Annotated in this window: 23 protein-coding genes, 1 pseudogene and 1 other annotated feature (1 of these 25 cut by a window edge); of the genes and pseudogenes, 21 read left to right on the forward strand and 3 right to left on the reverse strand. The window is 36.2% G+C overall.

The window, feature by feature from the left end; all coding sequences use genetic code 11:
- Positions 1 to 100: a binding site (T-box leader), on the forward strand; it begins 128 nt to the left of the window's first position.
- 65 nt (positions 101 to 165) lie between these two features.
- The 7 genes from tyrS (at position 166) to H280_RS0105570 (ending at position 8,331) form a co-directional block, all read left to right on the forward strand.
- Positions 166 to 1,422: a tyrosine--tRNA ligase gene (gene tyrS, locus H280_RS0105540; RefSeq protein ID WP_020060126.1), complete on the forward strand. Its 1,257-nt coding sequence runs from the start codon at positions 166 to 168 to the stop codon at positions 1,420 to 1,422.
- Between the two features lie 61 nt (positions 1,423 to 1,483).
- Positions 1,484 to 2,050: a mechanosensitive ion channel family protein gene (locus H280_RS23075; protein ID WP_020060127.1), complete on the forward strand. Its 567-nt coding sequence runs from the start codon at positions 1,484 to 1,486 to the stop codon at positions 2,048 to 2,050.
- Between the two features lie 531 nt (positions 2,051 to 2,581).
- Entirely contained in the window at positions 2,582 to 3,913 is a 1,332-nt protein-coding gene (locus H280_RS0105550) for a phenylacetate--CoA ligase family protein (RefSeq protein ID WP_020060128.1), read from the forward strand.
- Between the two features lie 15 nt (positions 3,914 to 3,928).
- A complete protein-coding gene (locus H280_RS0105555; protein WP_020060129.1) occupies positions 3,929 to 5,308 on the forward strand; it encodes a glutathionylspermidine synthase family protein in 1,380 nt (459 codons plus the stop codon).
- Positions 5,305 to 6,672: a hypothetical protein gene (locus H280_RS0105560; protein WP_020060130.1), complete on the forward strand. Its 1,368-nt coding sequence runs from the start codon at positions 5,305 to 5,307 to the stop codon at positions 6,670 to 6,672. Before H280_RS0105555 ends, H280_RS0105560 begins: the two co-directional genes overlap by 4 nt.
- Positions 6,669 to 8,018 carry an MATE family efflux transporter gene (locus tag H280_RS0105565; protein WP_020060131.1) on the forward strand — a complete coding sequence of 450 codons (1,350 nt, stop codon included), beginning with the start codon at positions 6,669 to 6,671 and terminating at the stop codon, positions 8,016 to 8,018. Before H280_RS0105560 ends, H280_RS0105565 begins: the two co-directional genes overlap by 4 nt.
- A 160-nt stretch (positions 8,019 to 8,178) precedes the next feature.
- On the forward strand, positions 8,179 to 8,331 hold the full coding sequence (locus H280_RS0105570; protein ID WP_020060132.1) for a hypothetical protein: 153 nt from the start codon (positions 8,179 to 8,181) through the stop codon (positions 8,329 to 8,331).
- 69 nt (positions 8,332 to 8,400) lie between these two features.
- Here the strand turns inward: H280_RS0105570 and rpsD are convergent, their stop codons facing one another.
- A complete protein-coding gene (gene rpsD / locus H280_RS0105575) occupies positions 8,401 to 9,003 on the reverse strand; it encodes a 30S ribosomal protein S4 (RefSeq protein WP_020060133.1) in 603 nt (200 codons plus the stop codon).
- A 351-nt stretch (positions 9,004 to 9,354) separates the two neighbouring features.
- Between rpsD and megL the strand changes: the two genes are divergently transcribed.
- The gene (gene megL / locus H280_RS0105580; protein WP_020060134.1) at positions 9,355 to 10,530 is read left to right on the forward strand and encodes a methionine gamma-lyase; all 1,176 of its coding nucleotides are present in this window, start codon (positions 9,355 to 9,357) and stop codon (positions 10,528 to 10,530) included.
- Positions 10,531 to 10,629: 99 nt separating this feature from the next.
- On the opposite strand, the pseudogene H280_RS23085 reads toward megL, so the two are convergent.
- Positions 10,630 to 11,108 (reverse strand): annotated as a pseudogene (locus H280_RS23085) (GAF domain-containing protein).
- Between the two features lie 170 nt (positions 11,109 to 11,278).
- Here H280_RS23085 and refZ point away from each other — a divergent pair.
- The 8 genes from refZ (at position 11,279) to H280_RS0105625 (ending at position 20,978) form a co-directional block, all read left to right on the forward strand.
- On the forward strand, positions 11,279 to 11,917 hold the full coding sequence (gene refZ, locus H280_RS0105590; protein ID WP_020060135.1) for a forespore capture DNA-binding protein RefZ: 639 nt from the start codon (positions 11,279 to 11,281) through the stop codon (positions 11,915 to 11,917).
- Positions 11,918 to 12,302: 385 nt separating this feature from the next.
- Positions 12,303 to 14,012 (forward strand): septation ring formation regulator EzrA, encoded by a 1,710-nt coding sequence (gene ezrA, locus H280_RS0105595; protein ID WP_020060136.1) that lies wholly within the window; start codon positions 12,303 to 12,305, stop codon positions 14,010 to 14,012.
- Positions 14,013 to 14,267: 255 nt separating this feature from the next.
- Positions 14,268 to 15,410, forward strand: a complete 1,143-nt coding sequence (locus H280_RS0105600; protein ID WP_020060137.1) for a cysteine desulfurase family protein — start codon at positions 14,268 to 14,270, stop codon at positions 15,408 to 15,410.
- 6 nt (positions 15,411 to 15,416) lie between these two features.
- On the forward strand, positions 15,417 to 16,628 hold the full coding sequence (thiI, locus tag H280_RS0105605; RefSeq protein ID WP_020060138.1) for a tRNA uracil 4-sulfurtransferase ThiI: 1,212 nt from the start codon (positions 15,417 to 15,419) through the stop codon (positions 16,626 to 16,628).
- Positions 16,629 to 16,707: 79 nt separating this feature from the next.
- Positions 16,708 to 16,908 carry an alpha/beta-type small acid-soluble spore protein gene (locus H280_RS0105610; RefSeq protein ID WP_020060139.1) on the forward strand — a complete coding sequence of 67 codons (201 nt, stop codon included), beginning with the start codon at positions 16,708 to 16,710 and terminating at the stop codon, positions 16,906 to 16,908.
- A gap of 202 nt (positions 16,909 to 17,110) precedes the next feature.
- Positions 17,111 to 18,697 (forward strand): acyl-CoA synthetase MbcS, encoded by a 1,587-nt coding sequence (gene mbcS, locus H280_RS0105615; RefSeq protein WP_020060140.1) that lies wholly within the window; start codon positions 17,111 to 17,113, stop codon positions 18,695 to 18,697.
- Between the two features lie 126 nt (positions 18,698 to 18,823).
- Complete coding sequence (locus H280_RS0105620) at positions 18,824 to 19,396, forward strand: 2'-5' RNA ligase family protein (RefSeq protein ID WP_020060141.1); 573 nt, start codon at positions 18,824 to 18,826, stop codon at positions 19,394 to 19,396.
- A gap of 19 nt (positions 19,397 to 19,415) precedes the next feature.
- Positions 19,416 to 20,978, forward strand: coding sequence for an amidohydrolase (locus H280_RS0105625; protein ID WP_020060142.1), 1,563 nt, complete (start codon positions 19,416 to 19,418; stop codon positions 20,976 to 20,978).
- Between the two features lie 25 nt (positions 20,979 to 21,003).
- On the opposite strand, the gene H280_RS0105630 is transcribed toward H280_RS0105625, so the two are convergent.
- A complete protein-coding gene (locus H280_RS0105630; RefSeq protein WP_020060143.1) occupies positions 21,004 to 21,807 on the reverse strand; it encodes an NAD kinase in 804 nt (267 codons plus the stop codon).
- Between the two features lie 155 nt (positions 21,808 to 21,962).
- Here H280_RS0105630 and H280_RS0105635 point away from each other — a divergent pair, with 155 nt between their 5' ends.
- From H280_RS0105635 to H280_RS0105655, 5 genes are all read left to right on the forward strand, one after another.
- Complete coding sequence (locus H280_RS0105635; protein ID WP_020060144.1) at positions 21,963 to 22,592, forward strand: DUF2953 domain-containing protein; 630 nt, start codon at positions 21,963 to 21,965, stop codon at positions 22,590 to 22,592.
- A gap of 188 nt (positions 22,593 to 22,780) precedes the next feature.
- On the forward strand, positions 22,781 to 23,176 hold the full coding sequence (gene ytfJ, locus H280_RS0105640) for a GerW family sporulation protein (RefSeq protein ID WP_020060145.1): 396 nt from the start codon (positions 22,781 to 22,783) through the stop codon (positions 23,174 to 23,176).
- A gap of 129 nt (positions 23,177 to 23,305) precedes the next feature.
- A complete protein-coding gene (gene tpx, locus H280_RS0105645; protein ID WP_020060146.1) occupies positions 23,306 to 23,806 on the forward strand; it encodes a thiol peroxidase in 501 nt (166 codons plus the stop codon).
- Between the two features lie 339 nt (positions 23,807 to 24,145).
- Positions 24,146 to 25,132: a class I SAM-dependent methyltransferase gene (locus H280_RS0105650; protein ID WP_020060147.1), complete on the forward strand. Its 987-nt coding sequence runs from the start codon at positions 24,146 to 24,148 to the stop codon at positions 25,130 to 25,132.
- Between the two features lie 298 nt (positions 25,133 to 25,430).
- Positions 25,431 to 26,624, forward strand: a complete 1,194-nt coding sequence (locus H280_RS0105655) for an acetate kinase (RefSeq protein WP_020060148.1) — start codon at positions 25,431 to 25,433, stop codon at positions 26,622 to 26,624.
- The last annotated feature ends 13 nt before the right edge of the window (positions 26,625 to 26,637 follow it).

A 26,637-nucleotide genomic window follows, 5' to 3' on the forward strand; every position in this document is an offset into this window, starting at 1 on the left:
TAAGAGGGGAAAGACGGTGATGAGCCGTTATGTGAATGAGGTGGCAGGTTTTTTTACCTGCAACTAGGGTGGTAACGCGATGATTAAAATCGTCCCTTATTGAAGGGGCGATTTTTTTATGTTTTTAAATTCCGCGCACAAGTTATTTTTAAAGGAGTGAATATGATGAACATTTTACAAGATCTTGAGTTTCGTGGTCTAATTAACCAACAAACGGATGCAGAAGGTTTGCAAGAACTATTAGAGAAAGAAAGTGTGAAATTATACTGCGGTTTTGATCCAACAGCTGATAGTTTACATATTGGTCATATGCTACCAATTTTAATATTACGTCGTTTTCAACAAGCAGGGCACCAGCCGATCGCACTTGTTGGCGGAGCTACAGGTTTAATTGGTGACCCAAGTGGTAAGAAAGCAGAGCGTACATTAAATGAGAAAGAAACAGTTGCCTTTTTCAGTGAGCGTATTAAAGAGCAGCTTTCTAACTTCCTAGACTTCAATAAAGAAGGTAATCCAGCAACGATTGCAAACAACTACGATTGGATTGGTTCTTTAGATTTAATTACATTCTTACGCGATATCGGTAAAAACTTTGGTTTAAACTACATGTTAGCGAAAGACACAGTTGCATCTCGTTTAGAAACGGGTATCTCATTCACTGAGTTTAGCTACATGATTTTACAATCATACGATTTCTTAAACTTGTACCAAACGCACGGTTGTAAATTACAAATTGGTGGTAGTGACCAATGGGGGAACATTACAGCTGGTTTAGAATTAATCCGTAAGTCAGAAGAAGATGCGAAAGCATTCGGCTTAACTGTACCGCTTGTAACGAAATCTGATGGTACGAAGTTTGGGAAAACAGAAGGCGGCGCGGTTTGGCTAGACCCAGAAAAAACAACGCCGTACGAGTTCTACCAATTCTGGATTAATACAGATGATCGCGATGTTGTGAAATACTTAAAATACTTTACATTCTTATCTCATGAAGAGATCCTTGAGTTAGAAAAACAAGTTGCAGAAGCACCTGAAAAGCGTGAAGCACAAAAAGCATTAGCTTCTGAAATGACAAAACTTGTTCACGGCGCTGAAGCGTTAGAGCAAGCAATTAAAATTTCAGCAGCATTATTTAGCGGTTCTGTTGCAGAATTAACAGCAGCGGAAATCGAGCAAGGTTTTAAAGATGTACCATCTGTAGAGCGTAGTACAGAAGATACATTATTAGTAGATGTACTTGTAGAAAGTAAAATTTCACCGTCAAAACGTCAAGCACGCGAAGATATTACAAATGGTGCGGTTTATGTAAATGGTGAGCGTACACAAGAGTTAGACTACACGGTAACAGAAAAAGACCGCATTGAAGGTAAATTTACAATCATTCGCCGCGGGAAGAAAAAATATTTCTTAATTCGTTACTAACATGCCAAAAAGCGTAAGAATTCTTACGCTTTTTGCATTTTAAAGGAGAGGAGTTAACATTTTGGATATTCAGAAAATTGTAGATGAGTATATTTTAAATCCGGAAAAATTAATTAGCTTTGGGGAAACCATCCTAAAAATTATTATTATTTTTATTGCGGCAAAAGTGATTATTCGCGTAGCTTCTGTAGGGATTGAACAAATATTTAAGATGAGCAGTAAAGCGCCTGTACGTACAAATGAAAGACGTGAAGCGACATTAACGAAGCTTTGTCAAAATATTGTTCATTATGTTGTGTATTTCATGGTCATTATGACGGTTTTAGAAACAGTAGGAATCGATATTAAAGCGCTTCTTGCTGGGGTGAGTGTTGCCGGTTTAGCAATTGGGTTTGGAGCACAAAACTTAGTAAAAGACGTTGTAACAGGATTCTTTATTATTTTTGAAGATCAATTTTCAGTTGGCGATAAAGTGAAAATTAATGATATTGACGGTATCATCGAAGAAGTAGGGCTTCGTACAACGCAGCTCGTTGCAGAAACCGGTGAGATTTACTTCGTTGCGAACAGTTCAATTACAAAAGTTGCGAACTACTCTTTAGGTGAAAAACGTAAAGAGATAGCGTAAGGGAATATGGTTGAAAAAGGACTTCGGTGATGCCGGAGTCTTTTAAAATAGAGAATAAAATGTGTATGAGGACTTTCTTATACCAGAAGATACGGAAGGGATATTTTGTGAAAAATATAGTGGGAAAACAAGACAAAATTGTCTTGTTTTTTTGTTTTTAGGTACTTAAATAGGGTGCATTTTAATTTATCAAAATAATTCTCATTTTTCTGTTATTTATAACGTATTCAAAACTTCTAAAAATCCCCCTTTTATTTATCTAGTGTTAATTAAAAATTTAGGAATAAAAAATAAAAAAAATAAAAAAAAATTCATTTTAATAATATTAGTGTCGATTTTTGTCTTGTTTTTAATATTTAAAATAAAATTTAATGCGTATAAACTTCTAACTGTAATATTTATGCAAAAAAGGTAAAAGTATTTTTGGGGTTAATATGGGTGTTTTTCTGTGATTACATGACGTCAATAAAGAGATGGTGATTGTGAAAGAATCTAATCATTTCTTTCATCATGAACAAAGGAGGAGATTTATTGTTTAGCACTTCAATATTTACAAATTTAGAGAAAACGACAGATTTTATCCCGAGGAAAGATAAACAAATAAAGCAATTAGGACAACTAAATAAAGTTGTATCTTTTGCTAACGAACAATCGCGATTTTATCAGGAATTATATGAAAATGTAAATGTGAATGTAAGCAATCTTAGAGAGTATGAAGAAATTCCTATGATTAGTTCTCGGGATATTATGAAAGAAATTCCGCCAAAGCATATGCTGACCAGTTCTCTTCACAATTCTTACGTATTTACAAGTGGGGGAACAACGGGAGAACCTAAACTGATTTATTTAACAGCAGATGAGTTAAAAGAAAATATATTTTTTCATGGTAAAGGTTATGCAATGGCTGGAATTAATAAAAGTGATACAGTTGCTACTTTTGGAGTACCTGGATTTTTAACATCTGAGTTTACTGTTTATCTAGGACTTGAAAGAACAGGATGTACAATTGTTCCTATAGGGATGAGTTCGGATCTTGAAAGGTTATCTAAGTATATCAAAATGTTTAATGTTACGACTCTTTTAGTCATGCCTTCGGATGTAATACCATTAGCACAATATATAGAAAAAAACAAAAGTCAACTTTCAATAAATCGAATTGTTTATGGTGGAGAAAAAATGTATTCTTCTACCAAGAATTATTTAGAATCTGCTTTAGGAGTGAAAGATTTTAAATCAGTATTTCAAAGTATGGATGTTGGGACTATTGGTTTTCAATGTGATTACTGTGAAGCAGGTACGTACCATATACATGATCAATTGCAGTATGTTGAGATCTTGAATGAAAAAGGCCACCCTGTACAAGATGGAGAAGTTGGTGAACTTGTCATTACAAATTTAAAAAGAAAGTTGATGCCAGTTATTCGATATCAAACAAATGATTTGGTATTAAAAATAGATTCTTTGTGCCTGTGTGGGAGAACGAATCAAAGGATTAAATTAATTGGAAGAAAAGGAGAAATTATTAAATTAGGTGGTGAACAAATCTTTCCACAAATTTTTGCCCAGGCATGCAGTCATTTAGACGAGTTGACTGGAGAATTTCAATTAGTAGTAGAAAAACAGGGGAATAGAGATATGATTCACGTTTTTTTTGAAGTATCAGGAAAATCTATGGATAAAGAAATTGAAGAAAATTTAATAAACAGAATTAGAGAGCGGATTTTAACTTATACACCGAAACTTAAGCAGATGATTCAATTACAGGTAATCGCCCCTTTAATAATCAGTTTAGTAGGAAGAGAGAATCTTAAGGTTTCTGAAAGTTCAGGAAAAGTCATTCGAGTTATAGATCAAAGAAAATAAACGGAGGGATTTTATATGTTATTTAAACAAATTGGAGAAGAATTTCATAATTTAGCAGAAACAAATGAAAGAGGCTTTAAAGAGACTTTAAAAGAGGTAGATCAAATCATTCAACAAGAAGGATTAATATTCAAAGAAAAGGCGCTCCCTTTTTCTATTCAACCTTTAGCTATTACAGAAGAAGAAAATAAGTATTTTCAGAGAGCTTCTGAAACACTTTCTGATGCATTGGAAATAGTGCTAGAAGCATATGAGAAAGATGAAGAGATTAAGGAGTTTTTTTCATACTACAATAAATACACAAGATTAATTAACATTAATCCAAGGTATAAGCGCAAAATTAGAATTTCAAGATTTGATTGTATATGGAATGGAGGAGAAGGATTTAAAGTTGTTGAACCAAATGCATGCTGCCCAGGAGGGGTTGTTGTATTAGGTAAATTGAAAGAAAGATGGGTTAATCTACCATTTATCAAAGGGATTACAAGTTCTTATGAACAGGAACAATTTTTGTGTGATACACCTAATGGATTTATTAGTGAATTATTAAATGCTTATAAAGAAATGGGAGGTAATATTGATAAACCTCAAATTGCTCTTGTAAATTATGCTGGTAACTATTCATACGAATTGGAGCACATACAAAAATATGGTCGTGAAATGGGACATAACATTGTTATTTGTGATTTGCGAGATCTAAAATTAGATTCACAAAGGCAGCAACTTATGTATAACGAATGTCCCATCGACATTATTTATAATAAAGTTGATCAATTAGAACTAGGTAATAAAGATATGGAGGATGTAATTGAAGCATGTGAGAAAGGGCTAGTTTGTAATGTTAACTCATATCCTTCCATGTTTATCGGAGAGAGTAAAATGACTTTAGCCTTACTTACAGATGCGAGATTTCAAGAAAAATATTTATCTTATGAACAAGTCGAGATGGTTAATAAACATATTTTATGGACAAGAAAGTTAGAAGAAACTACAACTTCTTTTAAAGGAGAAATAATAAATTTAATTGAATATGTTATTGATAATAAAGAACGCTTTGTTTTAAAAATTGATAATTCTACACGAGGGGAAAATGTATTTCTAGGTAAAGATGCAGATACAGAGGTATGGGCTAAAATCGTAAATAATAATAAAAATACAAATTGGATTGTTCAGGAATATAATGAAATCCCAAGTGTAAGTATATTAGAACACAAAGATGGAAAAATTGTTAAAAAAAGTAAAAAATTCGGAATTGATATGTTTATGTTTGGTGGAAAGTATGCCGGAGTCGTATCACGTATTTCGGATAAAGCTGTTATTAATCTTGGGCAAGGCGGATATGAGCAACCTGTAATTGTATTAAAAGATGTGAAAGAAAAGGTAATGAGTGTATGAAGACACATGTTGATGATTTTAACGTGAGTGTACGAGAGAATTCTCAATTAGCCATCAGCTCATTTAAACAATTACAAAATAAAATGGTTAAAGAGAGAGTTCTTCAGTATTATTCTGATAAAGAAACTATGATAATTCCAAAGCCTGGATTGTTAAGCGAGGAAAAATTGGAGATTCTCAGTAGGGATACCAAGGCATTATTAGATATTATTGTATCTTTACCAGAACGTATATTTTCAGGGGATATCCTAAAAATGTGTACAGTTCTAGGTTTTTCAGAAAAACAATATCAATTAATGATGTCAACGTATCAAAATAAGAATTTGATAGCTCGCGGCGATATGTATTTTACAAAAGACGGATATAAATTTTTGGAGTTTAATGTAGATAGCAGTGTTGGAGGACTAGATATAGGATACTTAAATAAAAGCATGCGTTCTTTTGAGTTTTATAAAATGCTAAAGGGATCTGAAAAATGGGACTATGTTGATCCTATGGATGTATTAATAGAAAATATAAATAAACTAGCTATAAATATTGGGAAAAACTATAATGACATAACTATAGCCATTATGGATTGGGATGAATATCTTGATAGTTACTATGGTACCTTAAATTATATGAAATTAAGGCTAAAAGAAGCTGGATATAATGCGATTATATGTTCTCAAAAAGAAGCAGAATTTCAGGATAATATGCTCAAGGTAAATGGAAAGAAAATTGATATTCTATATCGTACATTTTTATGTGATGATGCGCTTCATAACCCAGAAGAAGTACAAGCGATTGTCCAAGCTTTTCAAGCTGGTAATTTGGAATTATTAGCAGGATTTCATACTGAACTTTATGGAAATAAAGGAAATCTTGTATTTCTTTCAGATCCTTATTATAGTCATCTATTTACAAATGAAGAATTAGATTTAGTAAAAAGGTGCATTCCTTGGACTCGCTTTTTAAAAGACATGGTAACGTCAGAAAATAATCTAGATGTTGAGGGAATGGAGTATATTTTAAAGAATAAAGATAAACTTGTGATTAAGGCAACGATTGGTTATGGCGGAAATGAAGTATTTTTAGGCTGGAAGTACAATGAGAATGATTGGGAAAAAACGGTTTTAAATTTATTAAATTCTGATATTGTACATATTGTCCAGGAAAGGGTATATCCACATGAAGAAGAAATTCCTTTTGTAATAGAGGGAAATATTGACTTAAAGAAAGCCATCATGTGTTGGGGGGTATACATCATTAATGGAGGATTCGCAGGAGCGATGTTAAGGGGATTACCCTGTGAGCAAAGTGATGTGGTGAATCTTGCAAATGGTGCAGCTGTAACATGTCTTTTTTATAGGAGTTATACATGAATAGGTATAAGGAAATTTTGAAAATAACAATTCCAACTATCATTGAAATGAGTTCAACTAATTTAATGGGAGTAGTAAATCTTATAATTATTGGACACTTAGGTTATGAAGCAATTGCTGCAGTAGGTATTACAAACGTAGTTATATTAAATTTGTTTGCACTATTTAGTGGCATTGGCTTCGCTGTAAACTTTTTAGTATCACAATCTTATGGAGCTAGAGATTTTAAAAAATGTGTTACATACACGTATACAGGACTATATTCTGTTATAGCTCTATTTCCTTTTTTCTTATTATTCTCAACTTTTGCACCTTCATGGTTTTTTGGGATTATGGGGGTTTCGAAAAGTATTGCATTGATTGGAGTAGGTTATTTAGGATTAAGAATTATTTCATTTACACTGAACATGTTTCGGGTAGTATTAAATGGATTTTTTAGAGGGATAGGAAATACAAAGACTCCAATGTATTTTTCAATTTTAGGTAATACTTTAAATGTAATATTAGCACTATTGTTGGTAAATGGATTTTTGTTCTTTCCTAAATTAGGCGTATTAGGTGCAGGTTGGGCATTTATTGTTTCAGAAATTGTTCAACTTACAGGATTGCTAGTTTGCTATTTTAGGGAAAATAATGTATTTCCAACAAGAAAGCTTATAAGTTTTAAAGAAGGAGAGTTTAAACTAGTTAATATAGAGGGATTAAAGATCGGTTTAGAAGAACTAGGAATGAGCGGTGCAATGCTTGTATTTACTATATTCATTTCTAGAGTTGGTGATATAGAATTAGCTGCTACAGAAATTGTTTTAAATGTAATATCACTTGCATATTTGCCGGGGATAGGATTTGGAGTTACGGCAACGATTTTACTTGGACAACAACTTGGAAAAAGAAGACCTCTCATTGCTAAAAAAATTGGATTTGATGTTATGAAAGTAGGACTTTACTTCATTGTTCCATTTACAATCATTTATTTTTTGGGTGCAGAATATATAGCAAAACTATTTACTACAGAAGAAGTGGTACTTTCACTAACTGCTGAAGTTTTACGTTTTGCTTCATTGTTCGTTATTTTTGATGGACTTCAATTAATTTTAGCTGGTGGTTTACGTGGTATCGGTGATAATTCTTATACAATGAAAGTAGCCTTATTATTAGGATGGCTCATGTTTATTCCAATATCCTTTATTTTTACCTTTGTGTGGGAATTAGGGGTTTATGGTCCGTGGGTTGGGTTTTACATTTATATTTTAGGACTATTTGTTGCATTTGGATATAGATATTTGAAGATAGATTGGTCAAGTGTAGAAATGAAAGATACGACAGCGAGTGAAGAGTGTGTTTAAATTAGAAGGCATTTAAATTGAAATATTGTTACAGTAACAAATTTCATTATTATGTCATGTTGAATTTTTGTTTAAAAATTTTCCGTATGTTCACTTCAAGTTCATAACAGGCATGTATGCTGTAAATATCAAAAGTGATAGAAAAGAGGGAGTTATCTATATGTCACTAGAAGCATTAATTATTTTTTCACTGCTAAATGCAGGACAGCTAGCAGAAAACGAAACAAGTCAATTACAAAAAAATAATAGTGAGCAACATGTTTATGTGGAGAAACAAGAAGAGAATAAAACGATGAATATAAAAGTGAAATAAAGTGAAACTACGAAATAAATATGTTTATATAACGAAAAAAGCCAACCCAAAAGGATTGGCTTTTCGTCATTAACGAGAGTAGAACTCTACGATTAACGCTTCGTTGATTTCAGCAGCTAACTCAGCGCGCTCTGGTAAGCGAGTGAAAGTAGCTTCTAATTTGTCAGCATCGAAAGTTAAGTACTCAGGTACGAAGTTGTTAACTTCAACTGCTTCTTTAACAACAGCTAGGTTCTGAGATTTTTCGCGAAGGCCGATTGTTTGGCCTGGTTTAACGCGGTAAGATGGGATATCTACGCGAGCACCATCTACCATGATGTGACCGTGGTTTACTAATTGACGAGCAGCGCGACGAGTGCGAGCTAAGCCCATGCGGTAAACTAGGTTGTCAAGGCGAGCTTCAAGAAGGATCATGAAGTTTTCACCGTGTTTACCCATCATTTTACCAGCTTGGTCAAATGTGCGACGGAATTGACGCTCAGTCATGCCGTACATGTGACGAAGTTTTTGTTTTTCTTGTAATTGTAAACCGTATTCTGAAAGTTTCTTACGTTGGTTAGGACCGTGTGGACCTGGTGCGTAAGGGCGTTTTTCTAATTCTTTACCTGTGCCGCTTAGAGATACTCCAAGACGACGAGAAAGTTTCCAAGATGGACCTGTATAACGAGCCATGAATGACTCCTCCTTTAAAATGTTTTTATTTTTGTAAAATAAAAACAGACGTAATTGACATTTATGCGTATTTCATTTTCATGTATCCTCGCTCCAGCAGCAGGGAGTTACACGATACACCTCATCATGAGGAACAAAATACAAACAATAAACTCACATTACAAGGCTGCCTTTTTATTTTACACAAAGGCTATTATATCTGTTTATTAGGAGAGAGTCAAGAATATCAAATTTCATTTTATACATTCAAATTTTGGGAAAATGCAAGAAGGAATTTTGTAAATGCTCATGGAAAGGATAGCAACAGACAGAAAGCGCTTACATACAATGAGATATAAGGGGGATATTTGTATGAAAAAGAAACATATCGAAACGACGTTAATTCATCATGGGTATGATGCGGCCGAGCATAAAGGAAGTTTAACACCGCCGTTATTTCAAACATCTACGTATACATTTGAAACAGCGCAGCAAGGGGAAGAAAGCTTTGCTGGGTATGACTCAGCTTATATTTATTCTAGACTTGGAAATCCGACAGTTGAGTTATTTGAGGAAAGAATGGCGGCATTAGAAGAAGGAGAAGCGGCACTTGCGTTTGGTTCCGGTATGGCAGCTATTTCAGGAACACTTTTTGCCTTTTTAAAGGCTGGAGACCATATTGTTTGTTCAAATGGCTTATACGGTTGTACGTATGGCTTTTTAGAAGTGTTGGAAGAGAAATTTGCAATTACGCATACATTATGCGAGATGGAAACAGCAGAGGAAATTGAAAATAGTATTGGGCCGAATACAAAAATCATTTTTGTAGAAACACCAATTAATCCAACGATGAAATTAATTGACTTAGAACTTGTCGTCAAAGTAGCTAAGCAGCATGGATTGCTCGTTATTGTGGATAATACATTTTGTTCACCGTACTTGCAAAGACCGCTTACAGTAGGCTGCGATATTGTCTTGCATAGTGCGACAAAATATATCGGCGGTCACGGTGATGTTGTGGCTGGTGTTACAATTTGTAAAACGAAAGATATTGCAGAAAAAATTCGTCCGATTCGTAAAGATGTTGGCGGGATTATGGCACCGTTTGATGCATGGCTACTTTTACGAGGTTTAAAAACATTAGCAGTGCGAATGGATCGCCATTCTGATAATGCAGAAAAAATTGCTGCTTTTCTCCGAAATCATGAACTAGTGGAAGATGTTTGGTATCCGGAAGGACTGCTTGCAAATAAACAAATGAAGCGCGGGGGCGGTGTACTGTCGTTTACGGTAAAAGGAGGAAAAGCAGAGGCGCAAGCTGTAATGGATAACTTAAAATTAATTGCCATTGCAGTGAGTCTTGGTGATACAGAAACGTTAATTCAGCACCCGGCAACGATGACACATGCGGTCATTCCAAAACATGTTCGTGAGCAGATGGGGATTTCTGATAATTTATTACGCTTATCTGCAGGGCTTGAGTCCTGGGAAGATATTGTAAGGGACTTAGCGCACGCACTACAAAAAGAAAAAACAGCTTTATCGTAAGAAAAATGATGTCTATCCAATATATCGACCGTTTGACAATGCTTGACGTTCTGGACTGCCGTGCGAAAAAGGAGCTGATCTAAAGTCAGCGCCTTTGCATTATATATGTTTCAATAAAGTTGCGACAAATTTCTCTAAATAGGTTTGATCAATCTCATCAAAGCGCCCTTTGTTTGGCTGTCGATGTCTAACACGCCAATGACTTCATCGTTTTTGATTAGCGGTACAACGATTTCTGAATTAGACGCTACATCGCAGGCGATATGACCAGGAAACTTGTGGACATCAGCGACAAGTTGTGTCGTTTTCGTTTCTGCTGCTACGCCGCATACACCGCGGCCAAATGGAATACGAACGCAAGCTGGTAATCCTTGGAACGGACCGAGTACAAGTTGATTTCCTTCTGTTACATAAAAACCTACCCAGTTAATATCTTGTAAAAACACATTGAGTAAAGCGGATGCATTTGCTAAGTTAGCCACGCTATTTGACTCGCCTGTTAATAGAGCATCGAGTTGTTTTATCACTGTGCTGTATTGCTCCTCGCGTGTACCAGTATATTCTTCTCCTGTGAACATGGAAACGCCGCCCTTTCTGTAGGTAAGTGTAAAGTTATTGCAAAATAAGCTATAATTCGCAAGACTTTGTCGATAGAAAAATAAAGGAATTTGTCTTAAAAGTCAAGAAATTTACATCAAGTTCAATTAATCGTGTTTTATTGTCCACAAGTAGCGGGAGGAGTGAGTGTATGACACTGGCGAGACAGAAGATCATCGACGCGGCAACTTCACTATTTTATGCGAAAGGCTATAATGGTACATCAGTGCGTGACATAGCGAAACAAGCAGATGTCAATGTTGCAAATATCTCCTATTATTTTTCTGGAAAACAAGGATTACTGGAACAGTTGGTAACAGACTTTTTAGAGGGCTATTTACGTATTATTGAAATGAAATTTGAACAACGAAATTTTTTGTCTGCAAAAGAAGTAATATTTCAGATGGTGAGAAATATTTTACAATATCAGTTTGAACGAAGAGAACTTACTCGTTTTTTCTACAGAGAACTGTCGTTAGATAGCACATTAATTCGCGAAATCATGACAATTTACTTTTCAAAAGAGAGATACTATATGGAGCAACTCATTAGACAAGGACAAGAAAATAAAGAATTTCAAAATGTATCATTTACAATGTTTATGACGCAGTTAAAGGGAATGATCAGTATGCCGTATTTATATCCACAATATATATCAGAAGTGCTGCATTCCTTTCCGTCAGAAATCTTTTTTATTGAAATGTATATGAAGGAAGTAGAGCAGTGGATGGAGCAAACTCTTGGTACAGAGCATCTACAATATCCTCTGCCGAGAGCGGCATATGTATAAAGAAACCAAAAAAACGTAAAGCAGCTTGTTGCCAATATGTATGGGAATAAGCTGTTTTTATTTGGTTTTCATAAAGTGATATCTTCTTTTTAAAATTATTATATAGTAGTATAGCTATAATACGATAATAATGTTTTTGTTTCGAAAGAAAATATAGACTTTAAGTCATTATAATTTTGGAGTTTGAGGTGTGTACGGAATTGACTTGGAAATAGTAAATTCTTTCATGAAATTTTTCGAAAAACTAGGCCAAAAACATATAATTACATGGTATGATTAATACACTGCTAGTTGTTAAATATGGGGGATTTCCCTTTTCTTACATAACGCCTTCCATTTTAAAAAACGGAACGGACAAAAAACAGATAAATAGGAGGCATTTTGAATGGATTCAATCTTAACGATCGTTATCATCATCGTGAGTGCCATCTTGCTCTTCCTCATCGTAGAGCTTGTGATGAGAAATCGTTTATATAAAGATATTGAAGCACTAGGGCAATGGCAAAAAGAAATTAAAGATAAGCCTGTAGCGGATGAACTGAAGCGAGTGAAAGAGCTAAAAATGACTGGGCAAACAGAAGAGCTGTTTGAAAAATGGCGTAATGAATGGGATGAAATTGTTGCTAATATTCTTCCGAAAGCAGAAAAAGAACTAGAAAGCGCCCAAAAATTTGCCGCGCAATTTTCCTTCCGAAAAGCAAAACATGCAATTAATGAATCCATTAGTAGTTTAGATGAAGCAGATCATCGAATTATGGATATTTTAAATGAGCTGCAAGAATTGTTGGAAAGCTATGAGAAAAACAATTCAGAAATTGAGCAGTTACGTGATACATATCGCAATTTGAAAAAAGGCGTGCTTGCTCATCGTCATATGTTTGGCAAAGCCGAGAAGAAAATTGAAGGGCTGCTTGATGACCAGTCAAATAAATTTCAAACGTTTGAAGAAGCAACACAAAATGGAGATTACTTAAAAGCGCGTGAAATTGTGGCGAGTTTAGAAGAAGGACTAGCACATTTGGAAGTGATTGTTCATGAAATACCAGAATCATTAGTAGAATGTCAAGCGACACTACCGGTGCAATTAGAAGATTTATTACAAGGTCACGATGATATGAAAAAACAAGGCTATGTACTAAATCATTTGGAAATCCCAAAAGAAGTAAGAGAGATGGACAAACAACTGCAAATGTGCCTTGCTGATTTAGAATCTCTACACGTAGTAGAAGCGCAAGCAAAAATGGAAGTTTTAAAAGGAAATCTTGATACGTTATATGAACAATTAGAGTTAGAAGTAAGAGCTAAACATTATGTTGAACAGCAGACGGTAACTGTATACGAAGATTTAGAGACAATTCGGGAAGAAGCACTGGAAACGAAAGCAGAAACACAGTTTGTGAAACAAAGTTATCAATTACAGGATAGAGATATTGAATCTCAAAAAGTGGTTGAAAAACAGATGCACATTTTAATGAAGCGTTTTGAAGTGTTGCAGCTTCGTATTGCAGAGCAAGATATCGCATTTTCTGTCATTCGAGAAGAGTTAGAAGAAATTTATGAGCAATGTGAAACGTTAAAAGTACTTCATGCTGAGTACAAAGACATGTTGCAAATGATGCGTAAAGATGAGTTTGAAGCGCGTGAGGCGTTAAAGGAAATGCGCCATACACTGATGGAATCAAAGCGTATGATGCAAAAATCAAATTTACCAGGTTTGCCAGGTAGTATCGTAGCGGAATTGCAAAACGGACAACAAGCAATGCATAGTGTGTATGAGCAGCTTGAATTAAAACCGCTTGATATGGGTGCAGTGAATCGCACACTAGAAGAAGCGGTAGTAATTGTAAATGGTGTTCACGAAGCAACGCAAGAGTTAATTGAACAAGCATATTTAGTAGAAAAATTAATTCAGTATGGTAATCGTTATCGTAGTAACGATGATATGCTGGCGAAAAGTTTAGATAACGCTGAGCAACTGTTTCGTGAATATGAATATGATGCAGCTCTAGAACAAGCTGCTTCTGTATTAGAGCAAATTGAACCAGGGATTGTGCAAAAGATTGCTGAATTTGTTGATTTAGAACAAACTCCTTAATTGATTAAGGGGTTTGTTTTTTGTGCAAATAACTTTTGTATGCATTATGGTGTAATATTGCTATAATGAATAGCGGAATATGGAGCGTTTTTTTCGTTGAAAGCAGAAAAGCATACTTCCGCTCTAATGACGGAAACTATGAGCAAGTTTAGCGGAAACGCATGGATGTATGATATGATTATCCCGCTACGAAGGTCTTTCTTGTAAAGAAGTTTCACTTTCTGGGATTTCGATATCGGCGAAAGGGGAATAACGATGATTTACTTTGATAATAGTGCGACGACAAAGCCGTACCCGGAAGCCTTGCAATCTTATGTGACAGTTGCAGGAAAGTATTTTGGAAATCCTTCTTCTATTCATTCCCTAGGAGGAGAATCAGAGCGTTTATTAACACAATCACGTACGATTGCAGCTCAGCTTCTTCGCGCAAAGCCTTCAGAAATTGTCTTTACGTCTGGAGGAACAGAAGGAAATAACCTTGCAATTAAGGGGATTGCGATGAGAAATCGCTCCCGTGGTAAGCATATGATTACAACAAACATTGAACACGCTTCTGTGTTTGAAGCATACAAGCAGTTAGAAAATCTTGGTTTTGACGTTACATATTTGCCGGTAAATGAAACCGGTGTTGTATCAGTAGAAGATGTGAAACGTGCTCTTCGAGATGATACCATTCTTGTTTCCATGATTCACGTCAATAACGAAACAGGTGCGATTCAGCCTGTTGGTGAAGTTGGAAAGTTATTAGCGAACTATCCGAAAGTACGATTCCATGTCGATCATGTACAAGGAATTGGAAAAGTGCCGCTTGATTTGTATGAAAGTCATATTGATCTTTGCACAATTTCGGGACATAAGTTCCATAGTGTAAAAGGAACAGGACTTCTATATGTTCGTGATGGTGTAAGGCTCGATCCAGTTTTATCGGGTGGTGGACAAGAGTTGCGTTACCGTTCTGGTACAGAAAACTTACCAGGAATTGTTGCGATGATCAAAGCTTTGCGAATGACTTTAGAAAAACAGTCCGAAAATATGGGGCATCTTCGCGAGTTAAAAGAAGAACTGATCCGTATGTTTAAGGCTATGAAGGATGTTACAATTAATACGCCGAAAGAACATACGGCACCGCATATTTTAAACGTATCATTTGTGGGATTAAAGCCAGAAATTGTTGTGCATGCTTTGGAAGAACGTGATGTGTATGTGTCAACAAAATCCGCTTGTTCTTCAAGAGCAAACGAAGTAAGCCACGTTTTACTAGCAATGGGCTTGTCGCATACGGTAGCAGAAAGTGCGATTCGTATCAGTCTAACTGCGGAAAATACGCTGGAAGAAGTAAAACAATTCGAAGGAATTATAAAAGAAACATTGCCAAAATTATATGAAGTGATGAGGTAAGGAAAGATGATGACATACGAGTATATTTTAGTTCGCTACGGCGAAATGACAACAAAAGGAAAGAACCGTTCTAAGTTTGTAAGCACGTTAAAAGATAATGTGAAACATAAATTAAAGAAATTTACAAACTTAAAAATTGATGCGACGCATGACCGCATGTATATTCAGTTAAATGGTGAAGATCATGAAGCTGTTGCGGAAAGATTGAAAGATGTGTTTGGTATTCACAAGTTTAACTTAGCAATGAAAGTACCAACGGATTTAGAAGAAATTAAAAAAGGTGCACTTGCTGCTTTTCTGCAAGTAAAACGTGATGTGAAAACATTTAAAATTACTGTTCATCGTTCTTATAAGCATTTTCCGATGCAAACGATGGAATTACTTCCGGAAATCGGAGGGCATATTTTACAAAATACAGAAGACATTACCGTAGATGTTCATAATCCGGATGTAAATGTTCGCGTTGAAATTCGAAGCGGTTATAGCTATATTATGTGTGATGAGCGCATGGGAGCTGGCGGCCTACCAGTTGGTGTTGGCGGAAAAGTAATGATTCTTCTTTCCGGCGGTATCGATAGCCCAGTTGCAGCATACTTAACAATGAAGCGCGGCGTGTCAGTGGAAGCTGTTCATTTCCATAGTCCTCCGTTTACAAGTGAGCGTGCAAAACAAAAAGTAATTGATTTAGCGCAGGAGCTAACGAAGTATTGTAAACGTGTGACACTTCACCTTGTACCGTTTACAGAAGTGCAAAAAACAATTAATAAAGAAATTCCATCTAGCTATTCGATGACAATTATGCGCCGTATGATGATGCGTATTGCAGAGCGTATTGCCGAAGAGCGTAACGCGCTTGCTCTTGCGACAGGTGAAAGTCTTGGACAAGTAGCGAGTCAAACGTTAGATAGTATGCACACGATTAACGAAGTGACAAATTATCCAATTATCCGTCCGCTAATTGCGATGGATAAGCTAGAAATTATTAAAATTGCTAATGAAATTGGTACGTATGACACTTCCATTCGTCCGTATGAAGATTGCTGTACAGTCTTTACACCAGCAAGTCCGGCAACAAAACCGAAGCGTGAAAAAGCGAATAAATTTGAATCACACTATGATTTTACACTGCTTATTGAATCAGCTGTTGCCAATACAGAAAAAATGGTATTGCAAACAGTTGAAGTAGCAGAAGAAGAACAATTCGAAGATTTATTTTAAAACCATAAATTACCATTAAAAGATATGTATGAAGTCCTATGGTTTATCACACTCTATACTCACAAGGAGGTGATACCATATGGCAAACAATAATTCAAATAACTTAGTAGTTCCTGGTGCAGAAGCTGCTTTAGATCAAATGAAGTATGAAATCGCTCAAGAGTTCGGTGTACAACTTGGACCAGATTCAACATCTCGTGCTAACGGATCTGTTGGTGGCGAAATTACAAAACGTTTAGTTGCAATGGCTGAACAACAATTAGGCGGTTTTCAACGATAACAACTATAATATAATGGCTTAGAGAGAGCGGGATTTCCCGCTCTTTCTTTTTGGCGTTTTATGTCAAAATATAAGAGAAAACATCTACTATTGTAGCCAATTGGTCAAAATATAAACTAATTTGTCAAAAGAAGATAGTTTAAAATTGTCGGAAAATTCTTTATTATTAAAGGGAGAGTGGACATAATAAAGGGGGAAGAGTATGAACCGGGAAGAGCTATTAGCGCCGCCAATGTATAATTTAGTCGAAGAGATGGAGCGTTATGCCCATGAACCAAATAAGCTTGCACTTATTTGGCAAGATGACCAAGGGAATAAAAGGGAAGTCACATACGGAGAATTGTTACAAGGAGCGAATAAAATTGGAAACGCTTTTATAAAAAGCGGTCTTCAAAAAGGGGACAAGCTTCTTATTGTGATGCCGCGTCTTATTGAAACATATATGACGTATATTGCCGCAATCAAAGCGGGATTCGTCGTTATTCCAAGTTCAGAAATGCTGCGCAAAAAAGATATTGAATACCGAATCGAGCATGGCGAAGTAAAAGCGATAGTAAGTTATGAACCGTATGTAGGACAATTCGACGGAATCGATGCAGTGCATGCCCTTCATAAATTTGTATTAAGCGAAAAACCATTAGAAGGCTGGAACAATATACGAGAAGCACTTAAAACAGAGAGTGCTGTATTAGAAATGGCAGAGACAAAATGTGATGATATGGTTTTCTTATCGTATACATCTGGAACAACAGGCAATCCAAAGGGCGTTGTACATACACATGCCTGGGCATATGCTCATCTTCGTACAAGCGCTGCAAATTGGTTAGCAATTGAAGAGAATGATGTTGTATGGGCAACAGCAAGTCCAGGGTGGCAAAAGTGGGTGTGGAGTCCATTTCTTGCGACGCTTGGTTCAGGGGCAACGGGATTTGTGTATCACGGGAAATTTGGTCCGGAAACATATTTACAGTTATTAAGTGATAACAAAGTAAATGTACTATGCTGCACGCCAACTGAATATCGGTTAATGGCGAAAGTGGAGACCTTACAACAATATGACCTCTCTTCCTTGCATAGTGCGGTTTCGGCAGGAGAGCCATTGAACAGAGAGGTTATCAATACGTTTCGAAATTATTTTCAAGTAACGGTTCGTGATGGATATGGTCAAACAGAAAATACATTACTTGTTGGCGTATTAAAAGGAATGGAAATAAAACCTGGTTCGATGGGAAAACCGACGCCGGGTAATCAAGTTGATATTGTCGATGAAGATGGTAAGCCAGTCCTTCCGGGAGAAGTAGGGGATATTGCCGTGCACGTGAAAACACCGGCATTATTTAAACAGTACTATAAAGATCCGGAGCGTACAGCTATGCAATTTCGCGGCGATTATTACATTACAGGTGATCAGGCCAAAAAGGATGAAGATGGCTACTTTTGGTTTGAAGGACGAGGTGATGATATTATTATTAGTTCCGGCTATACAATCGGACCGTTCGAGGTGGAAGATGCACTAGTCAAACATCCGTACGTCAGAGAATGTGCGGTTGTGGCAAGTCCAGATGAAATACGAGGAAATATTGTAAAAGCCTTTATCGTGTTAAAAGAAAATATCGATGAGCAAGACAGCACGTTAATTCCGCTTCTGCAAGACCATGTAAAGGAATTAACGGCGCCTTATAAATACCCACGTAAAATTGAATTTGTGAAAGAATTGCCAAAAACAATTTCCGGTAAAATTCGCCGCGTAGAGCTGCGAAAACGTGAAATGGAGTTGGCTTCCAAATAACCTTGCACACTTTTCCTGATTCTAGTTGAATAGAATTGGGTTTTTTTGTTTAAAAGGAGGGAGTGTTTTATAATGGTATTATAAGAAAATTAAGACAATAAGGTGTGATGTTTTTGGGGGGAGAAAATGTACGGTGTAATTGCTTTGTTCGATGAAACAACAGAAAAAGAACTACATGCAGTATGGAATGAGTTGTGTGGAAGCGGGATTTCTTATTATTCTAAAGAAGCTCCTAATAGAAGACCTCGTATTACAATTGCTAGTTATCAAAACATTGAGCTAAAATCTTTTATAGAAGACATGAATCAAGTTTTACAAGAGACGAGTAACATTCCTATAACGCTAAGTACATTGGGAACATTTTTAGCGTCTAAAACAGTATTTTTGTCGCCTGTACCTACAAAAACGTTATTTGATTTTCATCGTAATTTTCATGAGCAAATGAAAAAATATAGCGACAATCCATCTTCATTATACCTTCCTAATAATTGGGTTCCGCATTGTACAATTGCCAATCATTTAACGGAAGAAAAGTTTCATGAAGCTTTTCATTATTGTACAAATAGAATAGAGAAAATACATACGGTTATTCGTGAAATTGCTCTTATTAAAGTTGAGTATAAAAATGAAAAATGTGTGGATGCACCTATTATTTTTTCTAAAAAATTAACAGATGTCACAAACAATGTTCATAGCTAATCAAAACGGGGGAGAAAAAATGGGAGAACTTTGGTACGGCGGAAATATTTATACGATGGAAGAAGAAGGCGCATTCGTAGAAGCGGTTTACGTAGAAAACGGTAAAGTTATTGCTGTTGGAAAGAAAGAAGAACTAGATCAGCGGTATAAACCGAAACGGTTCTTTAATTTAGAAGGAAAAACAATGCTTCCTGGCCTTGTCGATAGCCACATGCATCTTATTGGACACGGAGAACGATTACTTCGCTTAGATTTATCGGCATGCACATCTTACCAGGAAGTACTGAACCTTGTTGCGGAGCGAGTGAAGACAACGAAGCGAGGAGAATGGATTGTTGGCGAGGGCTGGAATGAAAATAATTTTACAGATCGAAAAGATGTACATAAACGTGATTTAGATGCTTTATCAATTCATCACCCGATTGTATTGAAACGCGTTTGCCGTCACGTAACGTTGGTGAATTCTTACATTCTTGAGAAAGCTGAGATTATGCAAAGTAAAGAGGACCCGAAAGGCGGGAAAATTGGCCGCGATCAACACGGGGAACTGACAGGTTTATTGTATGAACAAGCACAAGGTTTGGTCGTTCCTCTTCTACCAGAAATCGATACAGCTTATTTAACGAAGGCGCTGCAAACTGCAATTCAAGATTGTTGGCAATACGGACTCGTTGGTGGTCATACAGAAGACTTAAACTACTATGGTGGTTTTCAAAAAACATACAATGCCTTTACGGAAGTCGTTCGAAATTTGTCGTTTAAAGCGCATCTTCTTGTTCATCATGAAGTAGCACACGAACGTGAGCAATATGAGAATACACATTATATTGAGCTTGGGGCAATGAAAATTTTTTCAGACGGTTCCTTTGGTGGGCGAACAGCGCTACTTAGTGAAGCATACGAAGATGCAAAGGAAACGAATGGCGTTGCGATTTTTTCTCGCGAAGAGCTTGCGGAACTCGTCAAACAAGCAAGAGAATTCCATATGCCTGTTGCTATTCATACAATTGGTGATCTATCGCTTGAATATGTGATTGATGCGCTTGAAATGCATCTGCCAAAAGAAGGGCAGCGTGATCGTATTATTCACTGTCAGCTTGCGAGTGAAGAGTTAATCCAGCGCATGAAGAAGCTCCCGGCAATTTTAGATATTCAGCCTGTCTTCGTTTCTTCTGATTTTCCATCTGTTATTGAAAAATTAGGTGAAGAGCGCCTTCGGTATGCATATGCATGGAAAACACTCCTTTCTGCTGGATTACACTGTGCGGGCGGTTCGGATGCACCAATCGAGCAAGTGAACCCGCTTTTAGGTATATGCAGCGCTGTAACAAGAAAGAGCTTTGTGGATGGAAACTGTTACATGCCAGAAGAAAGATTATCCGTATTTGAAGCTGTGTCACTGTTTACAACAGGAAGCGCATATGCGATTGGAAAAGAAGAGAGTCGCGGAAAAATTGCAGCGGGATATGAAGCAGACTTCACTATATTGGATAAAGATATTTTTAACGTGCAAGAAGAGGAAATAAAAGAGATAGACGTTATGATGACGGTTGTGGATGGTGAAGTTGTATATAAGAAATAACGGCGGCATATGCCGCCGTTATTTCTTATAAAAACGTTCTCTGTACTTTTTCCCAGAACGAGTTATTTTTTAGTTTTACTGTTTTGATTTGTTTATCGCTTAACCGAACAACTGCTTTTTCGACTTGCTTAATACTAAGTGCTTCGTTATCCATACCCATGACAGGATAATCTTTATTATTATGAGTTAATTTTAATGTTAACGTACGATTGTTGCTTAAGATAAATGGAGAACCAAGGGTACGGTACGTATTGTTATTTAAGGAAGCAAACTCACTTACTTGAAAACATGGAATTAATGGATCCACGACAGCGCCGCTTAGTGATTTATTATAAGCAGTGCTTCCTGTTGGGGTAGAAACGACTAAGCCATCCCCCCTGAATGTTTCAAAATATAAATCATCGATATACACATCTAATACAAATGTTTTAATCACGCTAGAGCGCAGTGTAAATTCATTTAAACAATAAAACGATGTGTCATGATCGACAGTTACTTGAATTGTTGGGTATCTTCTTACTTCAATTTCATTTTTGGTGATTTCTTGAAGGGCGCTCTCGACATGATCGATGTGGAAGTCACAGTAAAAGGAAATATCATCTGTTGCTGAAACCCCTGCGTATAAACAATCTTCACGAAATCCTGTTTTTCTAACAGCCTGCAAAAATGTCCCGTCGTCGCCAACACTAACGATGGCATTTGCGTTTTTTGGATGGTCTAATATTGTAAATCCGTTTTCCTTTAAAATGTCGTATACTGGTTTCATTTTTTCGATAAGCGTTGCTTTATCATCACCGTAAAAGAAAAATAAATTGCGACGATCTTCCATTTTGTATCCCTCCATGCAGTAAATAATATGTTCAAATAATATATTTCGATAAAAATATAAAAAACCCTTCCACTTTTAGAAAAATCTATATTTTCAATTTTGTTTATTTTTTTCATATCGTGTCGATAATGGATACGGAATGAAAGGATGGTACGATGAAGTGGCTTGTAATTGGAATTGGAATGCTTATTTTGCTTCTCTTACTTATTTTATTATCGAAATTATCGCTGAAAATTAGCTTGTTATATACAGAAACAGAAAAGCAATGTTTGTTTGAAGTGAAAATTTGGATGATTCATTATACGTTTGATGTACTAGAACGGATTGAAAAACAGCAGAGAAAAACAGGTCAAAAAATTGAAAAAGCAGGAGAAGAAGGCGGGACTGAGGATAAATTTGTGGCATGGCTTGACAGCGCAGCTGAGATTATAAAAAGGCTGCAAGAAATCCATACTATGATTAAAGATTTTCTTCAAAAAGTGAAAATCAACAATTGGAGATGGTACTCGCAAATTGGAACAGGTGATGCAGCGAGTACAGGAGTTATTACAGGCTATGCATGGTCAGTAAAAGGAATCATCGTTGGCGTTGCTGGTCAATATGCAGAAATTATAGGTGCGCCGCAGCTTGAAATTACTCCGATTTTTCAAGGGAAAACTGTAGCAACACATTGTGAATTAACGGCCTCATTTCGCATATATCGTGCAGTTAGGGCAGTAATTCGGTTATTTATATTTCTGAAGAAGCAAGGTGTTATTTCGACAGAGCATACAGTGCAGCAATAAAGTGAAACTTTAATCAAGAGGGGGGTTCTTCATCCCCACTGATTAAAAGACCTCACCAATTGGGCGCATGCCAGCAGTTTATCTCCCACCGAACATTCTAGTCACTGGAATTGGACAATGTTTTTTCCGAATTTTGAGGTGGGAGTCTTACTGCTCACGAATAGCAGGATAAATATAGGGGGGATTATATGGAACATCCAATTCAAGGGTTAATGACAACAGCGATGCAGCATTTAAATCATATGATTGATGTGAATACAATTATTGGTGATCCAATTCAGTCGCCTGATGGAAGTGTTATCTTAACGGTTTCTAAAGTAAGCTTTGGTTTTGCGGCAGGTGGTAGTGAATTTGGAAAACTTGAAAATAATAATCATCATCCATTTGGAGGTGGTAGTGGCGGCGGTGTTTCCATTAACCCGGTTGCTTTTCTTATTGTAAATAGTGAAGGTGTAAAAGTACTTCATTTAGATAAACAGACGCATATACTTGATAAAATAATGGAATTGGCACCGCAAGCAGTTGATAAAGTGAAAGAAATGATGAATAAACAAAAGGATGAACAGCCGGAGTATGAAATATAAGAAAAAGAAGCTAATCGCTCGATTAGCTTCTTTTTTCTAAAAACAGAGCGATTCAGTTGCATTCTGTTTACTGAACATCTATCATTTACACTGTACATACTTTGGTTTTAGAAAAGGGAGGATTTTCAAATGGCAAACGTAACGTTTAAAGGAAACCCAATCACTTTAGTTGGCACAGAAGTTAAAGTAGGCGATCAAGCACCAAACTTTCAAGTGTTAGCAAATGATTTATCTCCGGTAACTTTAGAGACATATAAAGGCGCAGTGAAATTAATCAGTGTTGTACCATCTATTGATACAGGTGTATGTGATGCACAAACTCGTCGTTTTAACGAAGATGCAGCTGCTATTGAAAACGCAAAAGTATTAACAATTAGCGTTGATTTACCATTTGCTCAAAAGCGCTGGTGTGCAGCTAACGGTTTAGAAAACGTTGTAACGCTTTCTGATCACCGCGACCTTTCTTTTGGCGAGGCATACGGTGTTGTAATGAAAGAACTTCGTTTGCTTGCACGTGCTGTATTCGTAGTAGATAGCAACGACAAAGTTGTTTACGTAGAATACGTAAGCGAAGGTACAAGCCATCCAAATTACGAAGCAGCATTAGAAGCAGCAAAAGCTGCGAAGTAATACGGGCAACAAAGAGCGACCTCTTAATGAAGAGGTCGTTTTTTTTGTGACAGCAAGTATTGATATATAAATTCATTTTGATTATTTAACATATAAGTCACTGCTATGCAGAATAAAAAGTGATTGGTACTCGCTTTCTCGTTCTGTTTTAACCTATGCTTGTGGCAGAAAAAGTTCCTGACCGCTCCTATGCATGGTCAGATACTCTCGCCCACCTAAAAAAGAGTTTTTGTTTTTTAAAATTTGCATTTATATATTGTCGATTCAATATGAATGAAAAGAATTTAGAATGTGGTATGATATAAGTTATGTGTATTTTAGTTTGAAGGAGGAATTTTCGTGAGTTCAACAGTAGAAACATTATTTTCTATTTTTGATTCTTCTGCCGTAATTTTACGTAAAGAATTAAATATAACGTACTTAGAAGCACTTGTAGAAACAGGTGATAATTTATTTGAAGGAACAATTTTACAAGAAGGCTTAGAACAACCAACAATTGAACGATTAGAGCGTGAATATAGCAAGTTTAATGAAGAAAACTATAAAGGCGAAGAAATTCGCAAAGCATTTCAACTTGCCATATTAAAAGGAATGAAAGACGGCGTACAAGCAAATCATGAAATGACGCCTGATGCAGTTGGGATGTTTATGAGTTATTTATTCCATAAATTTATGAAGGATCAAAAGGAAATAACGGTACTAGATCCTGCAGTTGGAACGGGTAATTTATTGACGACAATCTTCAATGGTTGTCTAGAAGGTACAACGATGAGTGGCTTTGGAGTAGATGTGGATGATTTGCTTGTTAAACTTGCATTAGTCAATGCAAATTTACAAAAGCAAGCGGTCGAATTCTTTAATCAAGATGGACTAGCTTCTCTTTATATTGATCCAGTTGATGCGGTTGTATGTGATTTACCAATTGGCTATTATCCAAATAAAATCGGTGCAAGTGAATATACGTTAAAAGCAGATGAAGGTATGTCTTATGCACATCATCTTTTTATTGAACAAAGTGTCAAACATACAAAAGAAGGCGGCTATTTATTTTTTTTAGTGCCAAACTTCATTTTTGAAAGTGACCAAGCACCAAAGCTTCATGCATTTATTAAAGAAACATGTTTTGTGCAAGGATTACTACAGTTACCTGTTTCCATGTTTAAGAATGAAAAAAATGCAAAAAGTATATTTGTTCTCCAAAAGAAAGGGCAAAACGTAAACATGCCAAAACAAGCGCTATTAGTAGAATTACCGAAATTCTCTAATATGCAAGCGATGGAGAACATTATGCAGCAAATTAACAGTTGGTTTGCTGGAAAAAACTAAAAACGGTGCGTATATAACAGAAGGATACTTATATATAGTACAGTTTTATGTTGTTTACAAAATTCAGTAATATATATAGGTGACGAAATTAAAAACATTCAATCTGTAATATAAAAAAAAACGTTGTGTTACAATTTTTTCACTTGAAATATATGTCGTACGATGTTTAAATTAAAATCGTGAGTATTAAATTTTTATCAGTGAAACGGTTCTGTTATCTGAAAAAAATTAGAGACATAAAATAGAGCAGTTTGTGGAGAGATTCCACACAGCTAGAGAAAAAGGGGCGAAAGACTAGATGTCAAAAATCATCGCAATTAATGCAGGAAGCTCTTCCTTAAAGTTCCAATTATTCGAAATGCCAAGTGAAACAGTATTAACAAAAGGTTTAGTAGAACGTATCGGTTTAGAAGATGCTATCTTTACAATTACTGTGAACGGTGAAAAACAAACTGAAGTAACAAATATTGCAGACCACGGAGTAGCAGTTAATATGTTACTTAACAAATTAACTGAAAATGGAATTGTGAAATCTCTTGATGAGATTAGCGGTATCGGTCACCGTGTTGTACACGGTGGTGAAAAATTCCCAGATTCTGCTCTAATTACTGATGAAGTATTAGCAGAAATCGACGCTTTAAGTGAGTTAGCACCACTTCATAACCCAGCACACGTTGTTGGTATTAAGGCGTTCCAAGAAGTTCTTCCGAACGTACCTTCAGTAGCAGTGTTCGATACAGCATTCCATCAAACAATGCCAGAAGAATCTTTCTTATATAGCTTACCTTACGAATACTATGAAAAATACGGCATCCGTAAATACGGATTCCACGGTACTTCTCATAAGTATGTAACAGAGCGTGCAGCTGAATTATTAGGCCGTCCACTTGAAAGCTTACGTTTACTTTCTTGTCACTTAGGTAACGGTGCAAGTATCGCAGCTGTTGAAGGCGGAAAATCAATTGATACGTCTATGGGCTTCACTCCACTTGCTGGTGTAACAATGGGTACACGTTCTGGTAACCTTGACCCTGCGTTAATTCCATATATTATGAAGAAAACAGGACAATCTGTAGATGAAGTTCTTAACGTATTAAACAAGAAAAGTGGTATGTTAGGTCTTTCTGGCTTCTCAAGTGACTTACGTGATATTGAGCAAGCTGAAGAAGAAGGAAATCACCGTGCAGAAGTAGCACTAGAGATCTTTATCGGCCGCATCCATAAATACATCGGTTCTTATGCAGCTCGTATGAAAGGTGTAGACGCAATCATCTTTACAGCTGGTATTGGTGAGAACAGTGCATTAATTCGTGAGCGCGTATTAGAAGGACTTGAGTTTATGGGCGTATACTTCGATGCAAAACGCAACAACTTCCGTGGTGAAGAAGCATTCATTAGCTTCCCTCACTCTCCAGTAAAAGTAATCGTAATTCCAACAGACGAAGAAGTTATGATTGCTCGTGACGTAGTACGTCTTGGAAATATTGGTTAATATATGATGAAAA

This window comes from Bacillus sp. 123MFChir2 (assembly GCF_000383235.1).
Lineage (GTDB): Bacteria > Bacillota > Bacilli > Bacillales > Bacillaceae_G > Bacillus_A.

Bases quoted from the DNA above. Each gene is read 5' to 3' on its own strand.
- tyrS (WP_020060126.1), top strand. From the start codon at position 166: ATGAACATTTTACAAGATCTTGAGTTTCGTGGTCTAATTAACCAACAA.
- H280_RS0105555 (WP_020060129.1), top strand. From the start codon at position 3,929: ATGTTATTTAAACAAATTGGAGAAGAATTTCATAATTTAGCAGAAACA.
- H280_RS0105560 (WP_020060130.1), top strand. From the start codon at position 5,305: ATGAAGACACATGTTGATGATTTTAACGTGAGTGTACGAGAGAATTCT.
- H280_RS0105565 (WP_020060131.1), top strand. From the start codon at position 6,669: ATGAATAGGTATAAGGAAATTTTGAAAATAACAATTCCAACTATCATT.
- H280_RS0105570 (WP_020060132.1), top strand. From the start codon at position 8,179: ATGTCACTAGAAGCATTAATTATTTTTTCACTGCTAAATGCAGGACAG.
- rpsD (WP_020060133.1), bottom strand. From the start codon at position 9,003: ATGGCTCGTTATACAGGTCCATCTTGGAAACTTTCTCGTCGTCTTGGA.
- megL (WP_020060134.1), top strand. From the start codon at position 9,355: ATGAAAAAGAAACATATCGAAACGACGTTAATTCATCATGGGTATGAT.
- refZ (WP_020060135.1), top strand. From the start codon at position 11,279: ATGACACTGGCGAGACAGAAGATCATCGACGCGGCAACTTCACTATTT.
- ezrA (WP_020060136.1), top strand. From the start codon at position 12,303: ATGGATTCAATCTTAACGATCGTTATCATCATCGTGAGTGCCATCTTG.
- H280_RS0105600 (WP_020060137.1), top strand. From the start codon at position 14,268: ATGATTTACTTTGATAATAGTGCGACGACAAAGCCGTACCCGGAAGCC.
- thiI (WP_020060138.1), top strand. From the start codon at position 15,417: ATGATGACATACGAGTATATTTTAGTTCGCTACGGCGAAATGACAACA.
- H280_RS0105610 (WP_020060139.1), top strand. From the start codon at position 16,708: ATGGCAAACAATAATTCAAATAACTTAGTAGTTCCTGGTGCAGAAGCT.
- mbcS (WP_020060140.1), top strand. From the start codon at position 17,111: ATGAACCGGGAAGAGCTATTAGCGCCGCCAATGTATAATTTAGTCGAA.
- H280_RS0105620 (WP_020060141.1), top strand. From the start codon at position 18,824: ATGTACGGTGTAATTGCTTTGTTCGATGAAACAACAGAAAAAGAACTA.
- H280_RS0105625 (WP_020060142.1), top strand. From the start codon at position 19,416: ATGGGAGAACTTTGGTACGGCGGAAATATTTATACGATGGAAGAAGAA.
- H280_RS0105630 (WP_020060143.1), bottom strand. From the start codon at position 21,807: ATGGAAGATCGTCGCAATTTATTTTTCTTTTACGGTGATGATAAAGCA.
- H280_RS0105635 (WP_020060144.1), top strand. From the start codon at position 21,963: ATGAAGTGGCTTGTAATTGGAATTGGAATGCTTATTTTGCTTCTCTTA.
- ytfJ (WP_020060145.1), top strand. From the start codon at position 22,781: ATGGAACATCCAATTCAAGGGTTAATGACAACAGCGATGCAGCATTTA.
- tpx (WP_020060146.1), top strand. From the start codon at position 23,306: ATGGCAAACGTAACGTTTAAAGGAAACCCAATCACTTTAGTTGGCACA.
- H280_RS0105655 (WP_020060148.1), top strand. From the start codon at position 25,431: ATGTCAAAAATCATCGCAATTAATGCAGGAAGCTCTTCCTTAAAGTTC.